The organism is Rhodopila sp., from assembly GCF_035548095.1.
In the GTDB taxonomy this organism is placed as follows: Bacteria; Pseudomonadota; Alphaproteobacteria; order Acetobacterales; family Acetobacteraceae; genus Rhodopila.
Map to the genome: position 1 here is coordinate 132971 of NZ_DASZUV010000001.1, position 22788 is coordinate 155758.

Annotated in this window: 11 protein-coding genes; 5 read left to right on the forward strand and 6 right to left on the reverse strand. The window is 65.8% G+C overall.

The genetic code is table 11. From position 1 onward, the window contains the following. Nucleotides 1–206 precede the first annotated feature (206 nt). Nucleotides 207–1076 (forward strand): diacylglycerol/lipid kinase family protein, encoded by an 870-nt coding sequence (locus VHC04_RS00600; protein WP_325676857.1) that lies wholly within the window; start codon nucleotides 207–209, stop codon nucleotides 1074–1076. A 568-nt stretch (nucleotides 1077–1644) separates the two neighbouring features. Here VHC04_RS00600 and VHC04_RS00605 read toward each other — a convergent pair. Together VHC04_RS00605 and lysA are read right to left on the reverse strand one after the other, a co-directional pair. Next, complete coding sequence (locus VHC04_RS00605) at nucleotides 1645–4179, reverse strand: DUF4175 domain-containing protein (protein ID WP_325676859.1); 2535 nt, start codon at nucleotides 4177–4179, stop codon at nucleotides 1645–1647. Further along, nucleotides 4176–5504: a diaminopimelate decarboxylase gene (lysA, locus tag VHC04_RS00610; RefSeq protein WP_325676861.1), complete on the reverse strand. Its 1329-nt coding sequence runs from the start codon at nucleotides 5502–5504 to the stop codon at nucleotides 4176–4178. The genes VHC04_RS00605 and lysA overlap by 4 nt, the downstream gene beginning before the upstream one ends. A 199-nt stretch (nucleotides 5505–5703) precedes the next feature. On the opposite strand from lysA, the gene VHC04_RS00615 reads away from it, so the two are divergent. Then, entirely contained in the window at nucleotides 5704–7785 is a 2082-nt protein-coding gene (locus VHC04_RS00615) for a tetratricopeptide repeat-containing sulfotransferase family protein (RefSeq protein ID WP_325676863.1), read from the forward strand. Nucleotides 7786–7965: 180 nt separating this feature from the next. Here the strand turns inward: VHC04_RS00615 and VHC04_RS00620 are convergent, their stop codons facing one another. Beyond that, the gene (locus tag VHC04_RS00620) at nucleotides 7966–8829 is read right to left on the reverse strand and encodes a PEP-CTERM sorting domain-containing protein (protein ID WP_325676865.1); all 864 of its coding nucleotides are present in this window, start codon (nucleotides 8827–8829) and stop codon (nucleotides 7966–7968) included. A 469-nt stretch (nucleotides 8830–9298) separates the two neighbouring features. Here VHC04_RS00620 and VHC04_RS00625 point away from each other — a divergent pair, with 469 nt between their 5' ends. Then, nucleotides 9299–10183 carry a sterol desaturase family protein gene (locus tag VHC04_RS00625; RefSeq protein WP_325676867.1) on the forward strand — a complete coding sequence of 295 codons (885 nt, stop codon included), beginning with the start codon at nucleotides 9299–9301 and terminating at the stop codon, nucleotides 10181–10183. Between the two features lie 80 nt (nucleotides 10184–10263). On the opposite strand, the gene VHC04_RS00630 is transcribed toward VHC04_RS00625, so the two are convergent. Further along, entirely contained in the window at nucleotides 10264–11319 is a 1056-nt protein-coding gene (locus VHC04_RS00630; protein WP_325676868.1) for a peptidylprolyl isomerase, read from the reverse strand. 268 nt (nucleotides 11320–11587) lie between these two features. Between VHC04_RS00630 and VHC04_RS00635 the strand changes: the two genes are divergently transcribed. Both VHC04_RS00635 and VHC04_RS00640 read left to right on the forward strand, forming a co-directional pair. After that, nucleotides 11588–12970: a tetratricopeptide repeat protein gene (locus VHC04_RS00635; RefSeq protein WP_325676870.1), complete on the forward strand. Its 1383-nt coding sequence runs from the start codon at nucleotides 11588–11590 to the stop codon at nucleotides 12968–12970. Between the two features lie 153 nt (nucleotides 12971–13123). Beyond that, nucleotides 13124–13987 carry a PEP-CTERM sorting domain-containing protein gene (locus VHC04_RS00640; protein WP_325676872.1) on the forward strand — a complete coding sequence of 288 codons (864 nt, stop codon included), beginning with the start codon at nucleotides 13124–13126 and terminating at the stop codon, nucleotides 13985–13987. Between the two features lie 177 nt (nucleotides 13988–14164). Here VHC04_RS00640 and rpoC read toward each other — a convergent pair whose 3' ends face one another. Beyond that, on the reverse strand, nucleotides 14165–18322 hold the full coding sequence (gene rpoC / locus VHC04_RS00645) for a DNA-directed RNA polymerase subunit beta' (protein ID WP_325676874.1): 4158 nt from the start codon (nucleotides 18320–18322) through the stop codon (nucleotides 14165–14167). Nucleotides 18323–18530: 208 nt separating this feature from the next. Beyond that, the gene (gene rpoB / locus VHC04_RS00650) at nucleotides 18531–22706 is read right to left on the reverse strand and encodes a DNA-directed RNA polymerase subunit beta (protein WP_325676877.1); all 4176 of its coding nucleotides are present in this window, start codon (nucleotides 22704–22706) and stop codon (nucleotides 18531–18533) included. Between the last annotated feature and the right edge of the window lie 82 nt (nucleotides 22707–22788).

Below are 22788 nucleotides of genomic sequence, written 5' to 3' on the forward strand. Positions count from 1 at the left end.
CCGATCCTTCATCCGCGCCCCAGCAGATACAGCGCGCCCCACGCCACGTCCGTGAAACTTCGATGAATCGCCGGAAGAATCGATAAAGTTTCGAAAGTCATTGGATGGTCATCAAAGCGACACGGGATTGACGCGCAACCAGATTATCCAAGAGACTCGCGTCTCCTGTCCGGTCGATTCGTTTCTTTATCAATGGTCCGCGCGTCATGATGATCGTCTTCAATCCTGTCGCCGGCCGCCGACGCGCCCAGCTGCTATGGCGCGTTCTGGATGTTCTGGTCGCCAACGGCGTACGGCTCGACCTGGCGGAGACGCACCGGCCCGGCCATGCCAGTGAGCTGGCGCGGGAAGCGGCGTCCCGCGGGGAGCCGATGGTGGTGGCCGCCGGCGGTGACGGCACGATCGCAGAGGTCGCGAACGGGCTGATCGGCAGCCACACGCATCTGGGCGTCATCCCCCTGGGCACCGCCAATGTCCTGGCGCATGAGCTGGGGCTGCCGTTCTCGCCGACGGCGGTCGCCGCGGCCCTCGCCTTTGGCCGCACGGTGCAGCTGTGGCCTGGTCAGATCATGCGCGACCAGGAGGCCCGTCTGTTCGTGCAGATGGCCGGCATCGGCTTCGACGCCGCCGTGGTGCATAATTTGCGGTTTTCACTGAAGAAAGTGTTCGGCAAGGGCGCCTATGTCATGCAGTCGCTGCGGGAGATGGCCCGCTACGACTTTCCGATGATCCGGCTACGCATCGACGATCGGGAAACCGAAGCCGCAAGCATCGTCATCAGCAAGGGCCGGCTGTATGGCGGGACGTTTCCTCTCGCTCGGGACACGAATCCCTCGGCGCGAGGCTTCTCGGTGGTGTTGTTCGACCGGGCCGGGCCCGCGGCCGCCGCGCTATACGGGGCGATGCTGCCCATGCATCTGCTGGGCAGTGCGCCCGGCGTACGGCATATGCGCGCGGCGGAGATCGATTTCCTGGGGAATGTTCACGTCCCAACCCAGACCGACGGCGACCCGGCCGGCTTCATGCCGCACCGAATCCGGGACGCGCGGGCGCCCATCCAGGTGGTGGCCGGCTAGACCACGATCCGCAGAGGGGGGCGATCCACGCGCCTGGACCACACAGGACATGAGCGTCGGGCTCGCTGCACCAATCGACGGTCAGGTAGGCGTCGCTCAGCCGCTCCGTCGCCGGCCTGCCAGCGCGGCCACCGACACGATCCACGCATGTTTCAAATCTGCATGCGATTCGGCTTTCGGAAGTTGCAGATCGAAAGCCGGATGGCGCTGCCGACGGGGCGTCCATCGCGTCTGGCTCGTCCAAAGCGGGACAACGGCATCGGCGTCGCGGCGACGCGCGCCCCATTCACCAGCCACGCCTGGTTCAGACATCCTCGCTCTCCCCCGCACGAACGTCGAAAAGAGCAAGCCATGTAACGAACCGGCACCCTATGAAACACTTCACACTATCTTCGCGCCGGGGGACCGCCATGGGCCTGTTCCAGGGCCGCGAGCTCGCCGGTTGGGCAGTTCACGCATATGGCAAGCCGAAGCGCGGCGGAGGCCAACACACCGATCGCCGCCGGCCCGGCGTGACGAACGAGGACTGCTATCGGGTTGGTCATACGATGCCGGTCTGCGCCTGATCTCAGAACTGCTTCAGCAGGCGGTCGATATAGTCCAGTTCTTCCCGCGGCCGTTGCTGCTGCGCGCCGCGGCGGCGCAATTCCTCCTGGATCGCCTGGGTCCGCTGCCGCTCCCGTTCCTCGGGCACCATGGTATCGTTGGTGTCGGGCGACTGGCCCTGAACCGTCCGGCCCAGAGGGTCTCGCCCGCGCGGGTCCGCGCGCTGAGGCTCACCGGGGATTGGTCCCGCGCCGTGACCGGGCCCGCGATCATCCGGCATCATCATCCCGAAGCCGAACTCACCGCCGTCACCATCGCCGTCCTCGCCCTCCTGTCCGTTACCGGGCTGGCGACCGAACTGCTGCGCCATGGTCTGGCCCATCTCCCGCGCGCCCTTCTGCAGCGCCTCGATGGCTTGCTGCTGCGCCTGGCCGGCGGCGTCGTCATCGCCCTGGCCAAGCCGCCTGGTTGATTCCTGCATCGCCTGATCGGCGTCGCCCAGGCTTTGCGGCATCTGCCCGGTCAGATCGCTGAATTGCTGCATCAATTCCCCAAGCGCACGGCGCAGCGCCTGCTGGATACGGCGATCGGCTTCCCGTTGCGCGGCCGGGTCGGCGCCGCCCTGGGGTGCGGCTTGCGGTGCGGACTGGTCGCCACGCTGCTGCGCATGGTCCATCAGCCCGGCCTGGCGCTGGATCAGGTCCTGCACCACCCCCATCTGCTGCCGGCCTCGTTTACGTTCCGAATTCGCCTGCTTGTTGTCCCCCTGGCCGACACGGGCGTTGCGCAACCGGTCCAGCATGCGCTGCAGCGCGTCCATCTGCTTCTGGGCGTCCTGCATGCGGCCTTCCCGCGCTGCCTGTTCCGCCTGCTGCACCATCCGGTCCAGATCACGGTTGGTCATCTGCAAGGCATTCGGATCGAAGGGCTGCAAGGCGTTGTTGCGCCGCGCCTCCTCGGCCAGTGCCTGCAAATGGCGATCGATCGCATCCCGCAACGCCTGCAGCCGCTTGTCCAGTTCCTGGCGGGTCGCGTCATTCGGGTTTTGCTGGGCCCGGTCCAGCGCATCCTTGGCCGCCTGACGTGCCTCCTCCAGCGCCCGCGCGGTCTGTTCGGCCTGCCCCTCCTCCAGGTGCAGGGCGAGGTCCCACATCTCCTGCTGCGCTTCGGAGACCACGGCGGGCGATGGGTTGCGCACCAGCAGATAGTAAATGGCGCTCAGGTTGACGAAGGCGCCGATGTCGCCATGGAACGCATCCGGCGCCTGCATCAGCCCGTCCAGGATCGCCAGGGCGTCTCCGCGGTCATCGGGATTGACGCTGAGCGTCTTGCGCGCGGCGATCAGCGCCCGGGCAATCGGATTGTGGAACGGACGCTCTGGCAGTTCGAAGGTGACGATGCCGCTGGTCCCGGCCTGGCCAGCGGCGTCGCGTGCCACCAACCGGGCGGTCACGGCGAGTCCGGCCCACGGATGCGCGGTCAGATCCTGCTGGCTGAGCCCACGCGCTTCCTTGGGCGAGCCGCCGGGCAGCGGGATCGCCACGACCAGCGGCGGCGCGTCGGGACGCGGTTTCAGACGCAGTTCCGCCTGCAGGCTGGTCACGCCGTAGTCGTCGGCCACCTTCCACGGAAGCCTGACCTGCTGGTTCAACGGTTGCCGGCCAGGCTGCTCGCCCCAGGCCGCCATCGGCGGCTCATCGGCGATCACCGTCAGCGCCCAGGTCGCCAAGGTCTGCCCATCCCGCCGCACGGTCAGCACGCCACCCCTCTGCAGGTCGCGTTCCGCCTGAAAACTGTTGCGGTCCAGGGCGGTGAAGTGATCCGCATGATCGTTCAGAGACAGCGTCGGCACGGACTCGCCGCCCGACACATTCACCGTCATGTGCGACCCGGCCGGCACCGCGACGCTGCCGCCCTGTGCCTTCAGAAAGATCGGCGCGACACGGGTGTAGGCCGGCGGCGTGATCCACGCTTGCAGCTCCGTCGACTGTCCTGGCGCCTCGGCGGGCAGAGAGGGGGTCAGCGCCGCCACGATCCGCGATGGCGCCTCGGCCCCCGCGATCACCAGCGTGGCGATCAGTCCCAGCAGCACGGCAAACCGCAAGGCGCGCGGATCGCGTCGCGCGAGGCCCGGATGTGGCCAGCCGACCCGCAACCGGCCGATGCGCGTGGCGGCACGGCTGACATGCGCCCGCCATACCGCCCGCGTCACGTCGTCACCACCGGCCGGTTGATCGGTCAGCACCGAGAGCGGGCGATGCGGCAGGCCGGAATCGGTCTCCAACCGCCGGTCGGCGATGGCCCGGTCCGGTATCCGCACCGTCCGCAGGCCGTGCCAGGCCAATACGACCACGATCACGCCGACGGCCACCAGCAGGGCGAAACGGGACCGCATCGGCAGCATCTGGGGCAGCCCCAGCAAAGCGGCGCATAGATACAGCCCAATGACACCCAGCGGCGGCCACACGGCCGGCCAGACCGCCTCAAACAGAAGCGCGGCGCGTGCGAGCCAGCGCCGTGAGGCGAGACGCCGCGGCAGTCCCGCCGGATCGGTCATGTCGGCAGGCGCTCACCGTCCCACAGCGCCTCGATCGTCTGGCGCTCGCGGGTGAGGCACCAATGGCCGCCATCGACCCAGGCTTCGGCCGCCAGGGGACGCGCGTTATAGGTGGAGCTCATGACGCGACCATACGCCCCGGCATCCAGGATCGCTACAACGGCGTCCTGCCCGAGCGGTGGCAGCGCCCGGCCGCGCGCGAAGGTATCGGAACTCTCGCACACGGGCCCGACCACGGTGGCAGGGAAAACCGGCCGGGCCGCATCGGCGGCCGAAACCGGCACGATGCCATGCCAGGCGTCATACATGGCCGGACGGGCGAGGTCGTTCATCGCCGCGTCCAGGACGATGAACCGCGTCGCCGGCGTCTGCTTCACCAGGATCACCGAGGCCAGCAGCACCGAGGTCGGGCCGACCAGCCAGCGGCCCGGTTCCACCGCGACGCGAACGTCCAGGTTATGGAAGGCGCCCTTGATCACCGCGGCCAGGCCAGCCGGAGTCGGTACCGGTTCATTGCGATAAGGAATACCCAGACCGCCACCGCAATCCATCACCGCGACACGCAGACCCTCGGTGCGCAGCGCGACGATCAGCGTCGACAATCGGTCGAAGGCAGCCCGAAACGGCGCCAGGCCGGTAATCTGGCTGCCGATATGCGTTGCCAGCCCGACCGGCTGGACATGCGGCAAGGTCGCGGCATGCCGGTACAGCGCCACCGCGTCCTGATAGGCGATGCCGAACTTGTCACGCGCGCGGCCGGTGCTGATCTTGTCGTTGGTCTCGGCATCCACATCCGGATTGACTCGCAGCGCGATACGCGCCGTGACCCCAAGCTCGGACGCGATGGCGGCGATCATCGCCAGTTCCTCGGCGCTCTCGACATTGATCTGACCGACCTCGCTGGCCAGCGCCAGGCGGAGCTCCGCCGCCGACTTGCCGACACCGGAATAGACGACATCCGCCGCCGGCATCCCGGCCGCCAGTGCCTTGCGCAGTTCCCCGCCGCTGACGACATCGGCGCCCAGGCCCTCGCGCCGCATCAGATCCAGCACCGCCCGGCCGTCATTGGCCTTCACCGCGTAGTGGATGCCGGCATCCAGGCCGGTGGCGGCCAAGGCATCGGCCAGCGCCCGGCAACGCCCGCGCAACACGGCGGCCGAAGTCACCCAGGTGGGCGTTCCGGCCTGGCGCGCGATCGCCGCCAGCGGCACGCCGTCCATCAGCAGGCCGTCCACCACATCGTATTTCAGCCACGGACGCAGCGCGAGAAGGTCCTGGATCGACGGATCGTCAGCGTGATCGAGAGCAGCGGAAGCGTTTGCCATTCGGCCAGGATAGCGCGATCGGCGGCGCTGTGGGAGTAACATCGGCATTCCTCGCCGCGATCAGGATCGTTGCGCGCCATGCAACACCCGATATACGCAGGATATATGCAGTGTGGGACGCGATCGACCAGATCGGGCGGCTCGCCCGCGAGATGTTGATGCGTGTCACGCGCGCCCTTCTGCGATCGGATACTGGCGCATGACATTCCAGGACGCGATCAAGCTTCATCACGCGGGCCGTCTCGAAGAGGCCGCCACCGCCTATCAGGGGCTGCTGGCAAGGGACCCGACGCACCTGGATGCGCTGATCCATCTGGGTGTCCTGCGGCTGAGCCAAGGCGCCGCCCCGGCCGCCGAGACGCTGCTACGCCGCGCGGTTGCCGCCGCACCGCAGTCGGCGATAGCACAGTCGGCCGTGGCGCTGGCAAACCTCGGCAGCGCCTTGCAGGCACAGGCACGGCATGGAGAAGCCGCCGATCAGCTTCGGCGAGCCCTGGCGCTCGACCCCGGCATGACCGACGCGCGCTTCGCGCTGGCGGCGTGCCTGCAGGCCGAGCAGCGGATCGATGACGCGGTCGACGCCTATCATACGCTGCTTCAATACGCGCCGGATCATCCGGAAGGCCATTTCGGGCTGGCGACCCTGCTGGTTGGCATCGGCCGGCGCGGCGAGGCGGAAACGCAGTATCGGGCTGCCCTGGCGGCCGATCCGGATTTCGCGGAAGCAAGTCTCGGGCTGGGCCGGCTGCTGGCGCGCGGGGCCAGCCTGCCCGAGGCCGTGGCCTGCTTCCGGCAGGCCCTGGACGTCGATCCCGACTATCTGGAGGCGCGGCTGGCCCTGGCGGATGCTTTGACGATGCTGCGGCAGCACACCGAAGCCCGCGCCGCCTACCGCGCCGTCCTGGCGGCGGAGCCGGACAACGTGGCGGCTCTGAACGGGATCGGCACGATCCTGGGCCAGGAGCGCAAGGATGCCGAAGCGGCGGCCCATTATCGCGCCATCCTCGCTCGGCACCCGTCCGACACCGACGCAATGGGGGGCCTGGCGACGGCATTGAAGAACCTGGGTGAACCGGCCGAAGCGCTGGCGTTGATCGGGCGTATCCTGGCGATCCAGCCCGACCATGCCGCCGCCCTCGGTTTGCGCGGTGCCGTTCTGGCGGAGACCGGCGCCATCCCCGAGGCTCAGGCGGCTTTCCGGCGTGCTCTCAGCCTGGCACCCGACCGAACCGACCTGGCCTATCACCTCACGGAGATCGCCAGGGTGCGCCGGGACGACGAGGTCATCGCGCGGCTGGAAGACATGCTGAGCCGCATCGGGACCTATTTGCCCGAGGAGCAGTGCCAGCTGCTGTTCGCCCTCGGCAAGGCGTATGACGATATCGGCGAACGGGACCGCAGCTTCGACCTTCTGCTGCGCGGCAATGCGCTGAAGCGGCAACACATCACCTATCGAGAGGACGCCGCCCTGCGCATGATGACGCGGATCGCGCAGGTCTTCGACGCACACCTGCTGGCGAGCCGTCTCGGTTGGGGAGATCCCGCCACGGAGCCGGTGTTCATCATCGGCATGCCACGATCCGGCACGACCCTCGTGGAACAGGTTCTGGCCAGCCACCACGCCGTGTTCGGTGCCGGCGAGCGGCTGGAACTGGGCGAGGTAGTCCGCGCGATGACGATGCAACGATTGGGATCCGCCCCCTTCCCCGAAGTGGTGCCGCTACTGGCGCAGGTGGATCTTACGAAGCTGGGACGCGACTACGTCACCGCGTTGCGGCGTTTGGCACCTCGGGCGCTGCGCATAGTGGACAAGATGCCAGTCAACTTCATGTATGCGGGTTTGATCCGCATGATCCTGCCGAATGCCAGAATCATCCACACAAGGCGCGATCCGGTGGACACCTGCCTGTCCATCTTCTCCAAGCTGTTCTCGGGAGATCAGCCGTTCAGCTACGATCTGGCCGAACTCGGGCGCTATCATGCCGGCTACCAGCGTCTGATGGCACACTGGCGAGCGATCCTGCCACCGGACGTCATGATCGATGTCGACTACGAAACCATGGTGCAGGATTTTGAGCCGCAGGCCCGGCGGATCGTGGCCCATTGCGGGCTGGACTGGGACCCGGCCTGCCTGGAATTCCATAGAACCGAGCGGTCGGTGCGGACGGCGAGCATGACGCAGGTTCGCCAGCCGATTTATCGCAGCTCGATGGGGCGCTGGCGGCCCAAGCCGGCCCTGCTGGAACCGTTGCAGACAGCGCTGGCGACAGGAATCGGTTGAGGTGCGCCCGCAAACGGAAGAACCGTCTGCCGGAGGGCGGTTCTAAAGCATGGCAGGGCCAGGTTGACCCCGTCATGCTTTAATTCAACAGCGTGGTGCGCGCCCTCTGATCGCCGGCTTCATGCGATCGCGCTCCAAATGGGCGTCGCGTGGGCGGCGTGGAAGGAAATGCCGCGAGCGCTATTCCTCGGTGGCGGCCGGCTTGGCCTTCCGGCGGCGACGCGCGACGGCGCCCAGCCCTGCCAGACCGATGCCCATGACGGCAAGGCTCGCCGGTTCCGGTACCAGGCCAGGCGCCGCGTTCACGCCGGTCAGGAATGCCATCGGCGGCATGTTGGTGGTATTGCCGTTATTACCCCAGGCCAGGAAGCTGATCGTTTCGGTCGTGCTCTTCGCCGTCAGGCTGACCGACACATACTGCCAGCCTACACCGCCTTGGCTCGGCACGTTCATGAGCTGAGAGGCGGCGATCGACGCGTTGCTGTCCGTGTCGACATAGGTGCAGTGGTTCTTGCAGTTGATGTTCTGGCCGCCGCCGGGATTGTTTGCATCAGCCGTATAAAGATAAGAGCCGACCGAACCGAGAGCCACGATCCACTGGTTCGTCGTCGCGCCGGAATAGCCGACCTGCTGGCTGGCGGCCTGATAGAAGCTGAGCGTGTACGTGGTGCCGGGCACCAGATTCTTCACCAGCGCACTGAAGCTGCTTTCAAAATGCGGGTTGCCGTCGGCCTCGACGACGTTGTAGCCGCCGGAAATCGAAAGCACGCCAGGGCAGGTATAGGTCTGCAAATACGTCGAGCCGCATGGCGCGCTGGGGTTCAGCTGCGAGTTCGAGGAAGACGCGATGAAGACAAGACCTCCCGCGTTGCCGAACGACCAGCCGGTCGGCTTGAAGCTGGTGAAAGGCGACTTGGCCGCCGTGCCACCCGCATCCTGCTGGAGGAAGTTGAAGTTCCCGGGAACCGGCAGAGGCGTTGCACCCGCTTCCGTCGCCAGGAAGGTCAGAGACAGTGCCGTGCTGGCCAGACAAACTGCTTTCACGAACCGTCGTTGCATCATCCGCGTCCCTTCGCGACGCCTTGCCAGGCGCCCAAAAAATCATTCTGGATGCCAATTTTTGCAATTGATGTGCCAAGCCCATATCGTGCCGAAATCATTGGCTTTTCCACGGGTCGTCCACTGCCAAATTCGGCAGGTGTAAAATTTTCTGACACGTTTCTTCAATATCTAGCCAGGACCCTGCATGCAAATTCCGCCCGGCCCGCTCGCGGGCAAGCGCCCGCCATGCGTGCCAAATCCGCATGGCGGGCACGGCTGATGGAATTTTCCGGGTCGGTGCGCAGGCTTCCTGGGATCGTCAATCCCACGGGGTGCCAGTTCCCGGGACAGCAGGCGCGGCATGACAATTGTTGACACCACACTAATTTATGTGACCGGGGCAAGCCACCGTCCTATATGAATATGAACGAAGGGCTCCTCTCGGCCGGGTCGGCCGCCGGTTGATGAAGTCATGACAATACAATCGTTCTTCGCCACATATCACATCCCGATGTTCCTGATGGGACCGTTCAGGCAGGCAATCTGGCTCGTCCTGCTGGCGGTCGTCTTCATGCCGCTGGAGCATGTGTTCGCGGTCCACCGCCGGCGCTTCTTCAACCGCCGTCTGCTCGGGGACATGGCGTTCTATTTCCTGGCCGGCCTGATTCCGGCCCTGATCATTTCACCGATCCTGGGCTGGACCGTCTGGGCGGCGCACCGGTTGGGGCCATACAGCTACTATCATTGGGTCGCGATGCAGCCCCTGTGGCTTCGCGTCCTGGCGACGCTGGTGATCGCCGAAATCGGCTTCTACTGGGGCCACCGCTGGTCGCACACGATCCCATTCCTGTGGCGGTTCCATTGCCTGCATCACGCGCCGAAAGAGCTGTATTTCCTGATCAGCGCGCGCGCCCATCCGATCGACAACGCGTTCAACAAGCTTTGCGGGCTGGTGCCTGTTTTCGCCCTTGGCATCATCACTCCGCTGACCCCCGAGGGCGGGGCCATCGCGGCGCTGATCGTGATCATGCTGCTGCTGTGGGGTTTCTTCATCCACGCCAACATCAACTGGCGTTTCGGTCCGCTGGAGTACCTGGTGGCAACGCCGCATTTCCACCTGTGGCACCATACCAACTCGGGCCTGCGCGACCGCAACTACGCGCCCACCCTGCCCTGGATCGACTGGCTCTTCGGGACCCTCTACCTGCCCAGGCACCACCCCGAGGACTACGGCATCGACGACAAACTGCCCGGCTCCGTCGTTGGCCAGCTGCTGTATCCGTTCGATCCGCGGGATGCCAAGCCGGAGGAAGCGGCCAAGCCGATCGCAACCAGCCAGGCCGTTTCGAAGGCCTGACGTCGCAGGATCAATGTTGAAGTCGTTGGGGGGTTGAAGGCGTGGGGGTTGAGGGCGTGGGGCGGACGCTCCGCCCGCCGCTATGGTTTCGTCGCTGCCTTCGCCTCGTCGCCGGTCAGGCCAACAGGGCCATAGACTCTGATATCCGCGCTTCGCCGGGCCTGCTCGATGAAGTCGCGCCCAGCCTCGAAGCCCAGCTGTTCCTTCAACCGCTGCTTCACGTCCTGAAGCGGAGGCGCCGCGCGCTGGCGGCGGCCTTCCACTTCGATGATGTACCACAAGCCGTTGCTTTGTATCGGGAAGGCCGAGATCTCACCCACCGGCAACGCGAAGGCGACCGCCCGCAGTTCCGGTGGCAGGACATCCGGTGTGACATATCCCAGATCGCCGCCGGCATCGCGCGACGGGTCGTGGCTGTACTGCTGAACCACGGTCGGAAAGTCGGTCCCGCTGTTCAGGCGTTGCAGCGCCTCCTGCGCGGCGTTCTTGGAATCGGCTCCGATCACGCGCAGCCATGCCTCGTCGGGTCCGGGCTTGCCGGCATACTCCTGGACGTAGCGTTGCTCGACCGCCTTGTCGGTCACCTTGGCCTGCGTCTCATTGCGCAGCAGAACCGCCGCCAATTCGCGGTCGGTGGCATTGGCAATCCGGTCCTGCACGACCTTGTCCTTCTCCAGGCCGAGCTTGCGAGCCTTGATGGCGAGCAGACGCTTCTGCATCAGGGTGTTCAGGACCACGTCGAATATCTGGCGCGACGGCGTCGCTCCCCACATCGGCGGCAGGTCGCGTACCGATTCGGCCACCATGCCCATGGTGATCGGCGTCCCGTCGACCTCGGCGGCCACGGCGTCCGGATTGCGCTCCAGCAGATTGGCCAGATCCTCCAGCGCCGCGGCGGGTGCTTCCCTTGCCTGTCCCCCATTGCCGGCATTGGGCACCAGCGGTGGCGCAACGAAGCTCTGCGGCAGGATCGACACCGGACCGCCGGCGTTGTCCCCGCTGACCGGCGGCGATGACGGCGCCGCCACGGCGGTTCCCATCGCGGCGAGCAGGGCGGCCACCGGGGCCATGCCGGCGCCCCCGGTCAGACGGCGGGCAGAGCCACCCCCGCGAACCGCACGATCGAACAGGCGCATCGGACTTCCCTTTTGCAGCGCGGTGACCGGACACCATCGCCGGTCCTGGAGCATGCCGGTTGCGTCGGCGGCTTCCGGCCGGTGTTGCGATGTATAGAGTGCCATCAATCGAAATGCAGTTCTAAATCCGACGCGCGGCAATCGTGCGAATGGCGACGATCCGGCCCGATCGCGTATAGGATCGGCCGTGATGAACAGACAGCAACGCAGAGCGCGGACCGTGCTTCCGTCCGCCGGCCCGCGCCCGGTGGCGTCCGCATCGCGGGACATGCTCAGACTGGCGCTGCAAGCCCTGGATGCCGGCTACCCGTCCGACGCGGAACGAATGCTGCACCAGGTGCTGGCGGCGGCGCCGCGGGACGCCGCGGCACTGCACGTCCTGGGCATCATCTTCTACCAGACCGGGCGGACGGATGCCGCGCTGGGCTGGCTCGACAAGGCCGCGGCGGCGGACCCTCGGGATGCGACCATCCAGGTGAGCCGCGGCAATGTGCTGGCCCATCAAGGTCGGCTGGACGATGCGGTCGCGGCATACCGGAAGGCACTGCGCCTGCAGCCGCGGTTGAGCCAGGCCATCAACAACCTGGGCAATGCCCTGAGCGCCCAACAGCGGCCCGAGGAAGCCCGCATCGCCTACCGCAAGGCACTGGCGATGCATCCGGACGATCCGCAGGCCCATTACAATCTCGCTCTGCTGGAACTCGCGCTGGGGGAGATGCCCACCGGGTGGGAGCGGCATGAATGGCGCTGGCGCGGAGCCCTGACAGGCCAGCCGGCGCTCGCCGATCCTCGGCCGCAATGGCGGGGCGAGGCCGCGCCTGGCAAGACCCTGCTGATCCGCGCGGAACAAGGGCTGGGCGATACACTGCAATTCTGCCGCTACGCGCCGCTGGCCGCCGCCCTTGGGCTACGCGTGGTGATGCAGGTGCCGGCCTCCCTGGTGCGGCTGATGCACAGCCTGGATGGCGTGGTCCAGGTGGCCGCAAGCGATGACGATCTGCCGGTGGCCGATCTCGTCTGCCCGGTCATGAGCCTGCCGCTGGCGCTGAACACGACGCTGGACACGATCCCCGCCACGACGCCCTATCTGCGCGCCGATCCTGTCCAGGCCGCGTCCTGGCGCACTCGGCTCGCGACCGGCGAGGGGCTGCGTGTCGGGCTGGTCTGGCAGGGCGGCACGGCGAAGGAGCCGATCGAGGCCAAGGCCATCGGGCGCCGCCGGTCGATCGATCCGTGCCTGCTGGCGCCCGTGATCGCCATTCCGGGCATCCGGTTCTTCAGCCTGCAAAAGGATGGCGTGCCGGCGCCCGCGGCCTTCGGCCTGACCGATATGATGGCGGAGGTGCGGGATTTCGCCGACACCGCCGCTTTGATCGAGGCGCTGGATCTGGTCATCTCGATCGACACCTCGGTGGCGCATCTGGCCGGTGCGCTGGGCAAGCCGGTCTGGCTGATGGACCGGCACGTCGCCTGCTGGCGCTGGCTGCGCGAGCGGCGCGACAGCCCCTGGTATCCGACGATGCGGATCTATCGTCAGCCCAGCCTGACGGATTGGGAGTCTGTCATGACCGGCATCGCCGACGACCTGCGAGCGCTGGCCACCGGACGATCCGCCGGCGTGTCATACGCCGTGCCGCCGGCGAGCCGGTGACATGTATATGCACAGCGTATCGTCAATAAAATCCGCGTAGGAAGATCCGTCCGTTTTCTCACACGCCAATGTCAGAAAATAGAAGCAATTTCGTTTTTCGTTGCCTGTTCGTCCGGTTCTGCTACAAGGCCATTGTCTCCGGTGCCCAGGATGGTGCGCGCATCTCGCGTCACCTGGGAATACGTTACGTTTGGGCAACGGTTGGGGCGGCACTGGCCGGCAATCGCTTCTCTCGTGTTTGGCCTGGGCACTGCCGATGCCGCGCATGCCACCGCGATCCTGCCCGTCTCGAACGGCCTGTTTACGGTGTTTTCGGGGACGCAGCCGAAGGATTATTTCAGCGACGTCAATCCGACCGGCTGGGTTCTGCAGTCCGGCAAGCAGGGACATCTGGTTTTCATCGACGGTCCCGGCACCGCCACCCAGACCGGCGGCGGCGCCAACTCCTACGCGATCTGGGGCCCGTTCACCAATCCGCCGACGGGCGGCAATCTTGTCCAGGCGGACGGCAATCCGCTGTACGGGGCCTGGTTCGGGCAGACGATATCCGGCCTGACCATCGGAATGACCTATACGCTGTCATTCTGGCAGGCCGCGGGACAGCAGGCCGGTTTCACCGGCAACACGGCAGAGCAGTGGAAAGTGTTCTTTGGCGACACTCCCACCGTATCCTGCTCCTCATCGCCATGTACGGTCGCCTACGACCACACCACGACGACCGAACTGGATTCCGCGCTGATGACCACGCCATCGGGCGGCACGACCGCCTGGAATGAGGTCACCATGCAGTTTACCGCCAGGGCCGGCACCGAGACCCTGAGCTTCCTGGCCTGGGGCGACGGCGGCGCGACCCAGAACCTGCCGCCAACCGTCTTCCTGGCCGGTATCAACGCAACGCCGGTGCCCGAACCGGCGAGTTTGGCACTGCTGGGCGTCAGCCTGGTCGGGGCCGGCGTGCTGCGCCTTCGCGGGCGCAAGCGGAAGCCCGAGGCAAGGAGCGACACCGGCGCCGTATAGCCCGTGGCGCGTGACCACGACGCACGGCTGGTGTCGATCCCGGATCGATCATTCACCCCGGTTCAGGGCCCATGCCGGCCGAGCCGGGTCGGCGGCAGGGCAGGCGCAGGTCGGCCAGGAGAAAAAAGGCCGGCGGCATCGCTGCCACCGGCCCTTCTTTGATCCTCGTTGCGCGCGTTATTCGGCCGCGTCGCCGGTAATCCGCGGGGTCTCCTCCCACAGCGTCCGCTGCTGGTCGCGGCCGGCGGCAATGGCACGCAGGCGGTTCATCACCGCACCCGTGCCCGCCGGGATCAGCCGGCCGACGATCACGTTCTCCTTCAGCCCCAGCAGCGTGTCGGTCTTGCCGGCCGTCGCCGCCTCGGTCAGCACGCGGGTCGTCTCCTGAAACGACGCGGCGCTGATGAAGCTGTTGGTCTGCAGCGAGGCCTTGGTGATGCCCTGCAGCACCGGCATCGCCACCGCCGGACGCTCGTCCTTCGCCAGCTTGCCGTTGACATGGTCGAACTCCGTCCGGTCCACCTGCTCCCCGGTCAGGAACGTCGTGTCGCCCGGATCCGTGATCTCGACCTTCTGCAGCATCTGGCGAACGATCACCTCGATGTGCTTGTCGTTGATCTTCACGCCCTGCAGCCGATAGACGTCCTGGATCTCGTTCACCAGGTAGTCCGACAGCGCCTCCACGCCCAGCACCTTCAGGATGTCGTGCGGCACGCGCGGGCCGTCGACCAGCGGATCGCCCCGGCGTACGAAGTCGCCTTCCTGCACCGAGACGTGCTTACCCTTCGGGATCAGGTACTCGGTCTCCTCCAGCGTCTCATCGTTCTTCACGATAATGCGCCGCTTCGCCTTGTAGTCCTTGCCGAACTCCACCCGTCCATCGGTCTCGGCGATCACCGCGTGATCCTTGGGACGCCGAGCCTCGAACAGTTCGGCGACGCGGGGCAGACCGCCGGTGATGTCGCGGGTCTTGGAACCCTCGCGCGGGATGCGGGCCATCACGTCGCCGGCCTGCACCGTCGCGCCATTGTCCACCGACAGGATCGAGTCCGGCGCCAGGAAGTAGCGGGCGTCGGTGCCGTTCTCCAGCCGGATCACCTCGTTCTGCTCGTCCTTCAACTGCAGGCGGGGCCGCAGATCCACGCTCTTGGAGCCCTGCTTGTAGTCGACGACGACCTTCGACGTCAGACCGGTGACATCGTCCATCCGTTCCACCAGCGTCACGCCCTCGATCAGGTCGATATATTCGACCTTACCGGCACGCTCGGTGATGATCGGCAGGGTGAACGGATCCCATTCGGCCAGCTTCTGCCCACGCGACACTGCCTGGCCATCGTCACACAACAGCCGCGCACCATAGGGGACACGGAAGCGGGCACGCTCGCGCTGCTTGTCGTCCAACAGGACGATTTCGCAGTTGCGGCTCATGACCACCTGGGCGCCGGCGCTGTTGATGATGACATTGCGGTTCTTCACCGACACCGTGCCTTCGTGACTCGCCTCGACCGATGAAGTCTCGGCGCCGCGCTGCGCCGCGCCACCGATGTGGAAGGTGCGCATCGTCAGCTGGGTACCCGGCTCACCGATCGACTGGGCGGCGATGACGCCCACCGCCTCACCGATATTCACCGGTGTCCCGCGCGCCAGGTCACGCCCATAGCAATGGCCGCAGACGCCCACCGCCGCGTCGCAGGTCAGCACGGAACGGATCTTCACCGCCTCGACACCGGCTTTCTCGATCGCCTCGGCCTCGGCCTCCTCGATCAGCGTGTTCCGCGCCAGGATCACCGTGCCGGTGGTCGGATCGGTCACGTCCTCGGCCGTGGTGCGGCCCAGAATCCGTTCCGACAGCGACGACACCGTCTCACCGCCATCCATCACCGCCCGCACGGTCAGGCCGCGTTCGGTGCCGCAATCCTCCTCGACGATGATGCAGTCCTGCGCCACGTCGACCAGCCGGCGGGTCAGATAGCCGGAATTCGCCGTCTTCAACGCCGTGTCCGCCAGGCCCTTGCGGGCGCCGTGGGTGGAGTTGAAGTATTCGAGGACGGACAGGCCCTCCTTGAAGTTGGCGATGATCGGCTGTTCGATGATCTCACCCGACGGCTTGGCCATCAGGCCGCGCATGCCGGCAAGCTGGCGCATCTGCGCCGGCGACCCGCGCGCGCCGGAGTGCGACATCATCCAGACCGAGTTGGTCGGCTTGTTCGCCTCCTGCTTGCTGATCTCCTTCATCATCGCGCTGGCGACCTCATCGGTGCAGCGCGACCAGGCATCGACCACTTTGTTGTAGCGCTCGCCGGCAGTGATCAGGCCGTCCTGATACTGCTGCTCGAACTCCTTCACCTCCGCCTGGGTCTTGGCGATCAGCTCCGCCTTTTCCTTCGGGATGATCAGGTCATCCTTGCCGAAGGAGATGCCGGCCTTCGCCGCCTGCGCGAAGCCGAGGCCCATCAGCCGGTCGGCGAAGATCACGCATTCCTTCTGGCCGCAATGGCGGTAGACGATGTCGATGACGTCGGAGACGTTCTTCTTGGTCAACTGGCGGTTGATCATATCGAACGGAACGAACGGATGCTTCGGCAGGATCTGCGCGATCATCATCCGGCCGGGCGTGGTGATCACCGACTGCTTGATCGGATTGCCGCCGACATCGATGGTTTCGTAGCGGGCACGAATCTTGTCGTGCAGGCCGACCACCTTGGCGAACAGCGCGTGCTCGATCTCACCGATCGTGCCGAATACCGGCGCCTGCTCATCCGGTACCTGCTTGAACAACGGGGTTTCCAGCGACAGGTAATAGATGCCCAGCACGATGTCCTGCGACGGCACGATGATCGGCTTGCCGTTGGCGGGACTGAGGATGTTGTTGGTGGACATCATCAGCACGCGGCCTTCCAGCTGCGCTTCCATGCTCAGCGGCACGTGCACCGCCATCTGGTCACCGTCGAAGTCGGCATTGAAGGCCGTACAGACTAGCGGATGAAGCTGGATCGCCTTGCCCTCGATCAGCACCGGCTCGAACGCCTGAATCCCCAGCCGATGCAAGGTCGGTGCTCGGTTCAGCATCACCGGATGCTCCCGGATCACCTCTTCCAGGATGTCCCAGACCTCCGGCCGCTCCTTCTCCACCATCCGCTTGGCGGCCTTGATGGTCGTTGCGTGGCCGTACTTCTCCAGCTTGGAGTAGATGAACGGCTTGAACAGCTCCAGCGCCATCTTCTTCGGCAGGCCGCACTGGTGCAGCTTCAGCTCCGGCCCGACGACGATGACCGACCGGCCCGAGTAATCGACGCGCTTGCCCAGCAGGTTCTGCCGGAACCGGCCCTGCTTGCCCTTCAGCATATCGGACAGCGACTTCAGCGGCCGCTTGTTGGCCCCGGTGATGGCTCGGCCGCGACGGCCATTGTCGAACAGCGCATCAACGGATTCCTGCAGCATGCGCTTTTCGTTGCGGACGATGATATCCGGCGCGCGCAGCTCGATCAGCCGCTTCAGGCGGTTGTTGCGGTTGATCACCCGGCGGTACAGGTCGTTCAGGTCCGACGTCGCGAAGCGGCCGCCATCCAGCGGCACCAGCGGCCGCAGTTCCGGCGGGATGACCGGGATCACATCCATGATCATCCAGTCCGGCCGGCAGCCGGACTCGCCGAACGCCTCGATCAGCTTCAGCCGCTTTACCAGCTTCTTGCGCTTCGCCTCCGATGAGGTTTCCTTCAGCTCCGCCCGCAGCTTGACCTTTTCCGCGTCCAGATCGATCCGCGATAGCACCTTCTTGATCGCCTCGGCGCCGATGCCGACCTCGAACTGGTCCTCACCGAACTCGTCCTGCTTGGCGATCAGCTGGTCCTCGGTCAGCAGCTGCAGCAGCTTCATGTCGGTGGTGCCGGGTTCGAGAACGACATAGCTCTCGAAATACAGGATCTTCTCCAGCTCCTTCAGCGTCAGGTCGACCATCAGGCCGATGCGGCTGGGCAATGATTTCAGGAACCAGATATGCGCGACCGGCGAGGCCAACTCGATATGACCCATGCGTTCCCGCCGCACCTTGGCCAAGGTGACCTCGACGCCGCACTTCTCGCAGATGATGCCGCGGAACTTCATCCGCTTGTACTTGCCGCACAGGCACTCATAGTCCTTGATCGGGCCGAAGATACGAGCACAGAATAACCCGTCCCGCTCCGGCTTGAAGGTGCGGTAGTTGATGGTTTCCGGCTTCTTGATCTCACCATATGACCAGGAACGGATCTGTTCCGGGGACGCGATCTGAATCTTGATCTGATCGAATGTCATCGCCTGGCCGGTCTGGCCGAGGATCTTCATCAGCTCATTCATGCGGTCGATACCCTTCTGTACTCGGGTTACGCAATTCGTTCCAGGCGACCAATCTCGCCACCGTCGTCATCGCCGGCGAAGGCCGGCTTTTCGTCATGGGTCGGCGGAGACCGACCATCCACGCCTTTCCCTGTTCCGGCACCGCAAGCGTGGATGGCGGGCCCCCGCCCGCCATGATGGAGAGGTCCGCCCGCGCCTCCACGTCGCATCAGGCTGCCCGGTTGTCCAAGTCCACGTTCAGGCCCAGCGACTTCAATTCCTTCACCAGCACGTTGAAGCTTTCCGGAATGCCGGCCTCGAAATTGTCCTGCTCGCGCACGATTGCCTCGTAGACCTTGGTGCGGCCGGACACGTCGTCCGACTTCACCGTCAGCATCTCCTGCAGCGTATAGGCCGCGCCATAGGCTTCCAGCGCCCAGACCTCCATCTCACCGAAGCGCTGGCCGCCGAACTGCGCCTTGCCGCCCAGCGGTTGCTGGGTGACCAGCGAGTACGGCCCGATCGAGCGCGCGTGGATCTTGTCGTCGACCAGGTGATGGAGCTTCAGCATGTAGATGTAGCCCACCGTCACCTTGCGCTCGAAGATGTCGCCGGTCCGCCCGTCGGTCAGCGTCACCTGGCCCGAGGTATCCAGGCCGGCCCGCTGCAGCATGCCCTCGATATCGGACATACGGGCACCATCGAACACCGGCGTGGCGATCGGGATGCCCTTGCGCAGGTTTTCGCACAGCTCGACCAACTGGTCGGTGTCCAGGTTGGCGATCTGCTGGCTGTAGACCTCGTCGCCATAGACGCTCTTCAGCGTCTCCAGCAACTCCTCCCGGCGTGCCCCGGTGCGGCGGTATTCCTCCACCAGTTCACCCACCTGCCTGCCCAGATTGGCGCAGGCCCATCCCAGGTGGGTCTCCAGGATCTGCCCCACGTTCATGCGCGAGGGCACACCCAACGGGTTCAGCACGAGGTCGACCGAGGTGCCGTCGTTCAGGAACGGCATGTCCTCCACCGGTACGACGCGCGACACGACACCCTTGTTGCCGTGCCGGCCGGCCATCTTGTCGCCGGGCTGCAGCTTGCGCTTCACCGCGATGAAGACCTTCACCATCTTCATCACGCCGGGCGGCAGCTCATCGCCGCGCTGCAGCTTCTCGACCTTGCTGTTGAACCTGGCTTCCAGGCGTCCGACAGCGACGTCGTATTCGCGCTTCAGCGTCTCGATGTCCGCCATCACCGCGTCGTCCTGCACGCCGATATGGCGCCACGCGCCGCGCGGATGCTCCGCCAGCACCTCATCGGTGATGTCGGTCCCGGCCTTGATGCCCTTGAAGCCGGACGACGCCTTCTGGCCCAGCAGCTTCTCCCGCAGCCGGTTCAGGAAGGACCGCTCCTGGATCGCCTTCTCGTCGTCACGGTCCTTGGCCAGACGCTCGATCTCGGCGCGTTCGATCGCCATCGCGCGCTCATCCTTGTCGACGCCGCGGCGGCTGAACACGCGTACATCCACCACCGTGCCGGTCACGCCGGGCGGCAGTTTCAGGGACGTATCCCGCACATCCGACGCCTTCTCACCGAAGATGGCGCGCAGCAGCTTCTCTTCCGGCGTCATCGGGCTCTCGCCCTTCGGCGTGACCTTGCCGACCAGGATATCGCCCGGGTTCACCTCGGCGCCGATATAGACGATGCCGGCCTCATCGAGGTTCTTCAGCGCCTCCTCGCCCACGTTCGGGATGTCGCGCGTGATTTCCTCCTGGCCCAGCTTGGTATCGCGGGCCATCACCTCGAATTCCTCGATGTGGATGGACGTAAACACGTCGTCGCGGGCGATCCGCTCCGAGATCAGGATCGAGTCCTCGAAGTTGTAGCCGTTCCAGGGCATGAACGCGACCAGCACGTTGCGGCCCAGCGCCAACTCACCCAGCTCCGTCGACGGGCCGTCGGCGATGATGTCGCCTTCGGCCACCCGGTCGCCGACCTTCACCAGCGGGCGCTGGTTGATGCAGGTCGACTGGTTGGAGCGCATGAACTTCCGCAGCCGATAGATGTCCACGCCCTTGGTCGTGCCGTCGTCATTGGTCGCCCGCACCACGATGCGGGCGCCGTCGATCTGGTCCACCACGCCGGCGCGGCGGGCCACGATCGTGGCACCGGAATCGCGCGCCACCGCGCCCTCCATGCCGGTGCCGACCAGTGGCGCGTCGGCACGGATCAGCGGCACCGCCTGACGCTGCATGTTGGATCCCATCAGCGCGCGGTTGGCGTCGTCGTTCTCCAGGAACGGGATCAGCGCCGCGGCCACCGACACAAGCTGCTTGGGCGACACGTCGATCGCGGTCACGTCCTCGGGCTTCACCAAGCGGAAATCGCCCTGCTTGCGGACCGACACCAGCTCCTGCGTGAAGCGGCCTTCCGTGTCCATCGGCGCGTCGGCCTGGGCGACGACCAGCCGCTCCTCCTCCATCGCCGACAGGTAGCGGGCGTCGCGCTGCACCACGCCGTCCTTCACCAGCATGTACGGCGTCTCGATGAAGCCGTACTTGTTGACCTTCGCATAGGTCGCCAGCGAGTTGATCAGGCCGATATTCGGGCCTTCCGGTGTCTCGATGGGGCAGATGCGGCCATAATGCGTCGGGTGCACGTCACGCACCTCGAACCCGGCGCGCTCACGCGTCAGGCCGCCCGGCCCCAGCGCCGACAGGCGCCGCTTGTGCGTCACCTCAGACAGCGGGTTGGTCTGGTCCATGAACTGCGAAAGCTGGGAAGATCCGAAGAACTCCCGCACCGCGGCCGCCGCCGGCTTGGCGTTGATCAGGTCGTGCGGCATCACCGTGTCAATGTCGACCGAACCCATCCGCTCCCGGATCGCCCGCTCCATGCGCAGCAGGCCGATGCGGTACTGGTTCTCCATCAACTCGCCGACGGAGCGGACACGACGATTGCCCAGATTGTCGATGTCATCGATCTGGCCGCGGCCGTCCTTCAGATCGGCCAGGGTCTTCACCGTGCGCAGGATATCGTCCTTGCGCAGCACGCGCACCGTGTCGGGGGTGTCGGTGATGCCCAGGCGCATGTTCATCTTCACGCGGCCCACGGCGGACAGGTCGTAGCGGTCCGGGTCGAAGAACAGGCCGCGGAACAGCGCCTCGGCGGTTTCCGGGGTCGGCGGCTCGCCGGGGCGCATGACGCGGTAGATGTCGATCAGCGCGTCGTCGCGATTGGTGTTCTTGTCCACCGCCAGCGTGTTGCGAATCCAGGGCCCGTTCGACTGATCGACCGCCAGCGTCGGCAACGTGGTGATGCCGGCATCCTCCAGCGCCGCCAGACGCGCCTCGGCGAGCTCCTCGCCGGCCTCGGCGTAGATCTCACCGGTTTCCTCGTTGACGATGTCGACGGCAACGTAGCGGCCCAGCAGGTCGGCGCGGCCGACCAGCACTTCCTTGGTCGTCTCGGCGATGCGGCGGGCCTGGCGCGCGGTCAGCTTGTCGTCGGCCTTGGCCACCACTTCCCCGGTCGCGGCGTCCACCAGCGGCTCCAGCAGCTTCACACCACGAAACGCCTCGGGATCGAACGGGCGCGCCCAGCCCTTCGGCGTGCGATCGAACACCACCTGGCCATAGAAGTAGGACAGGATCTCCTCCTGATCCATGCCGCGGATATCGGCCGGATCGACCTCCTCGCCCTGCGCTTCCCGCGCGGCGCGCATCTGCTGCGACCAGGCGCCCTCCAGCGCGTACAACAGCGTGGTGACCGGCAGTTTCCGCTTCCGGTCGATGCGGACATAGACCAGGTCCTTGGCGTCGAACTCGAAGTCCAGCCAGGACCCGCGATACGGGATCACCCGGGCGGCGAACAGGTATTTGCCGGATGAGTGCGTCTTGCCCTTGTCGTGATCGAAGAACACGCCCGGGCTGCGGTGCATCTGGCTGACGATGACGCGTTCGGTACCGTTAATGATGAACGTGCCGTTATCGGTCATCAGCGGCATGTCACCCATGTAGACGGGCTGTTCCTTGATGTCGCGGATCGAGCGGGCGCCGGTATCCTCATCCAGGTCCCACACGATCAGGCGCAGGATCACCTTCAGCGGCGCCGCAAAGGTCATGCCGCGCTGGATGCACTCCTCGACGTCGTATTTCGGCTCTTCCAGCTCATAGTGGACGAATTCCAGCCGGCCGCGGCCGGCGAAGTCGTCGATCGGGAAGACGGATTTGAAGACTTCCTGCAGCCCCGAATGCGTCCGGTTATCCGGATTGACGTTCATCTGCAGAAAGGCTTCGTAGCTGGCGCGCTGCACGTCGATCAGGTTCGGCATCGGCGCGACTTCGGGAATCCGCCCGAAGCTCTTGCGGATGCGCTTGCGCCCCGTGAATGACCGTGTGATGGCGTTCATCGATGATCCTGCCTGCCGTTATGCCGTCTGCACCGTTGTTGCCCCGGACCCGCCGCCGCTGGCGGGGAGGGCGTCAGTCAAA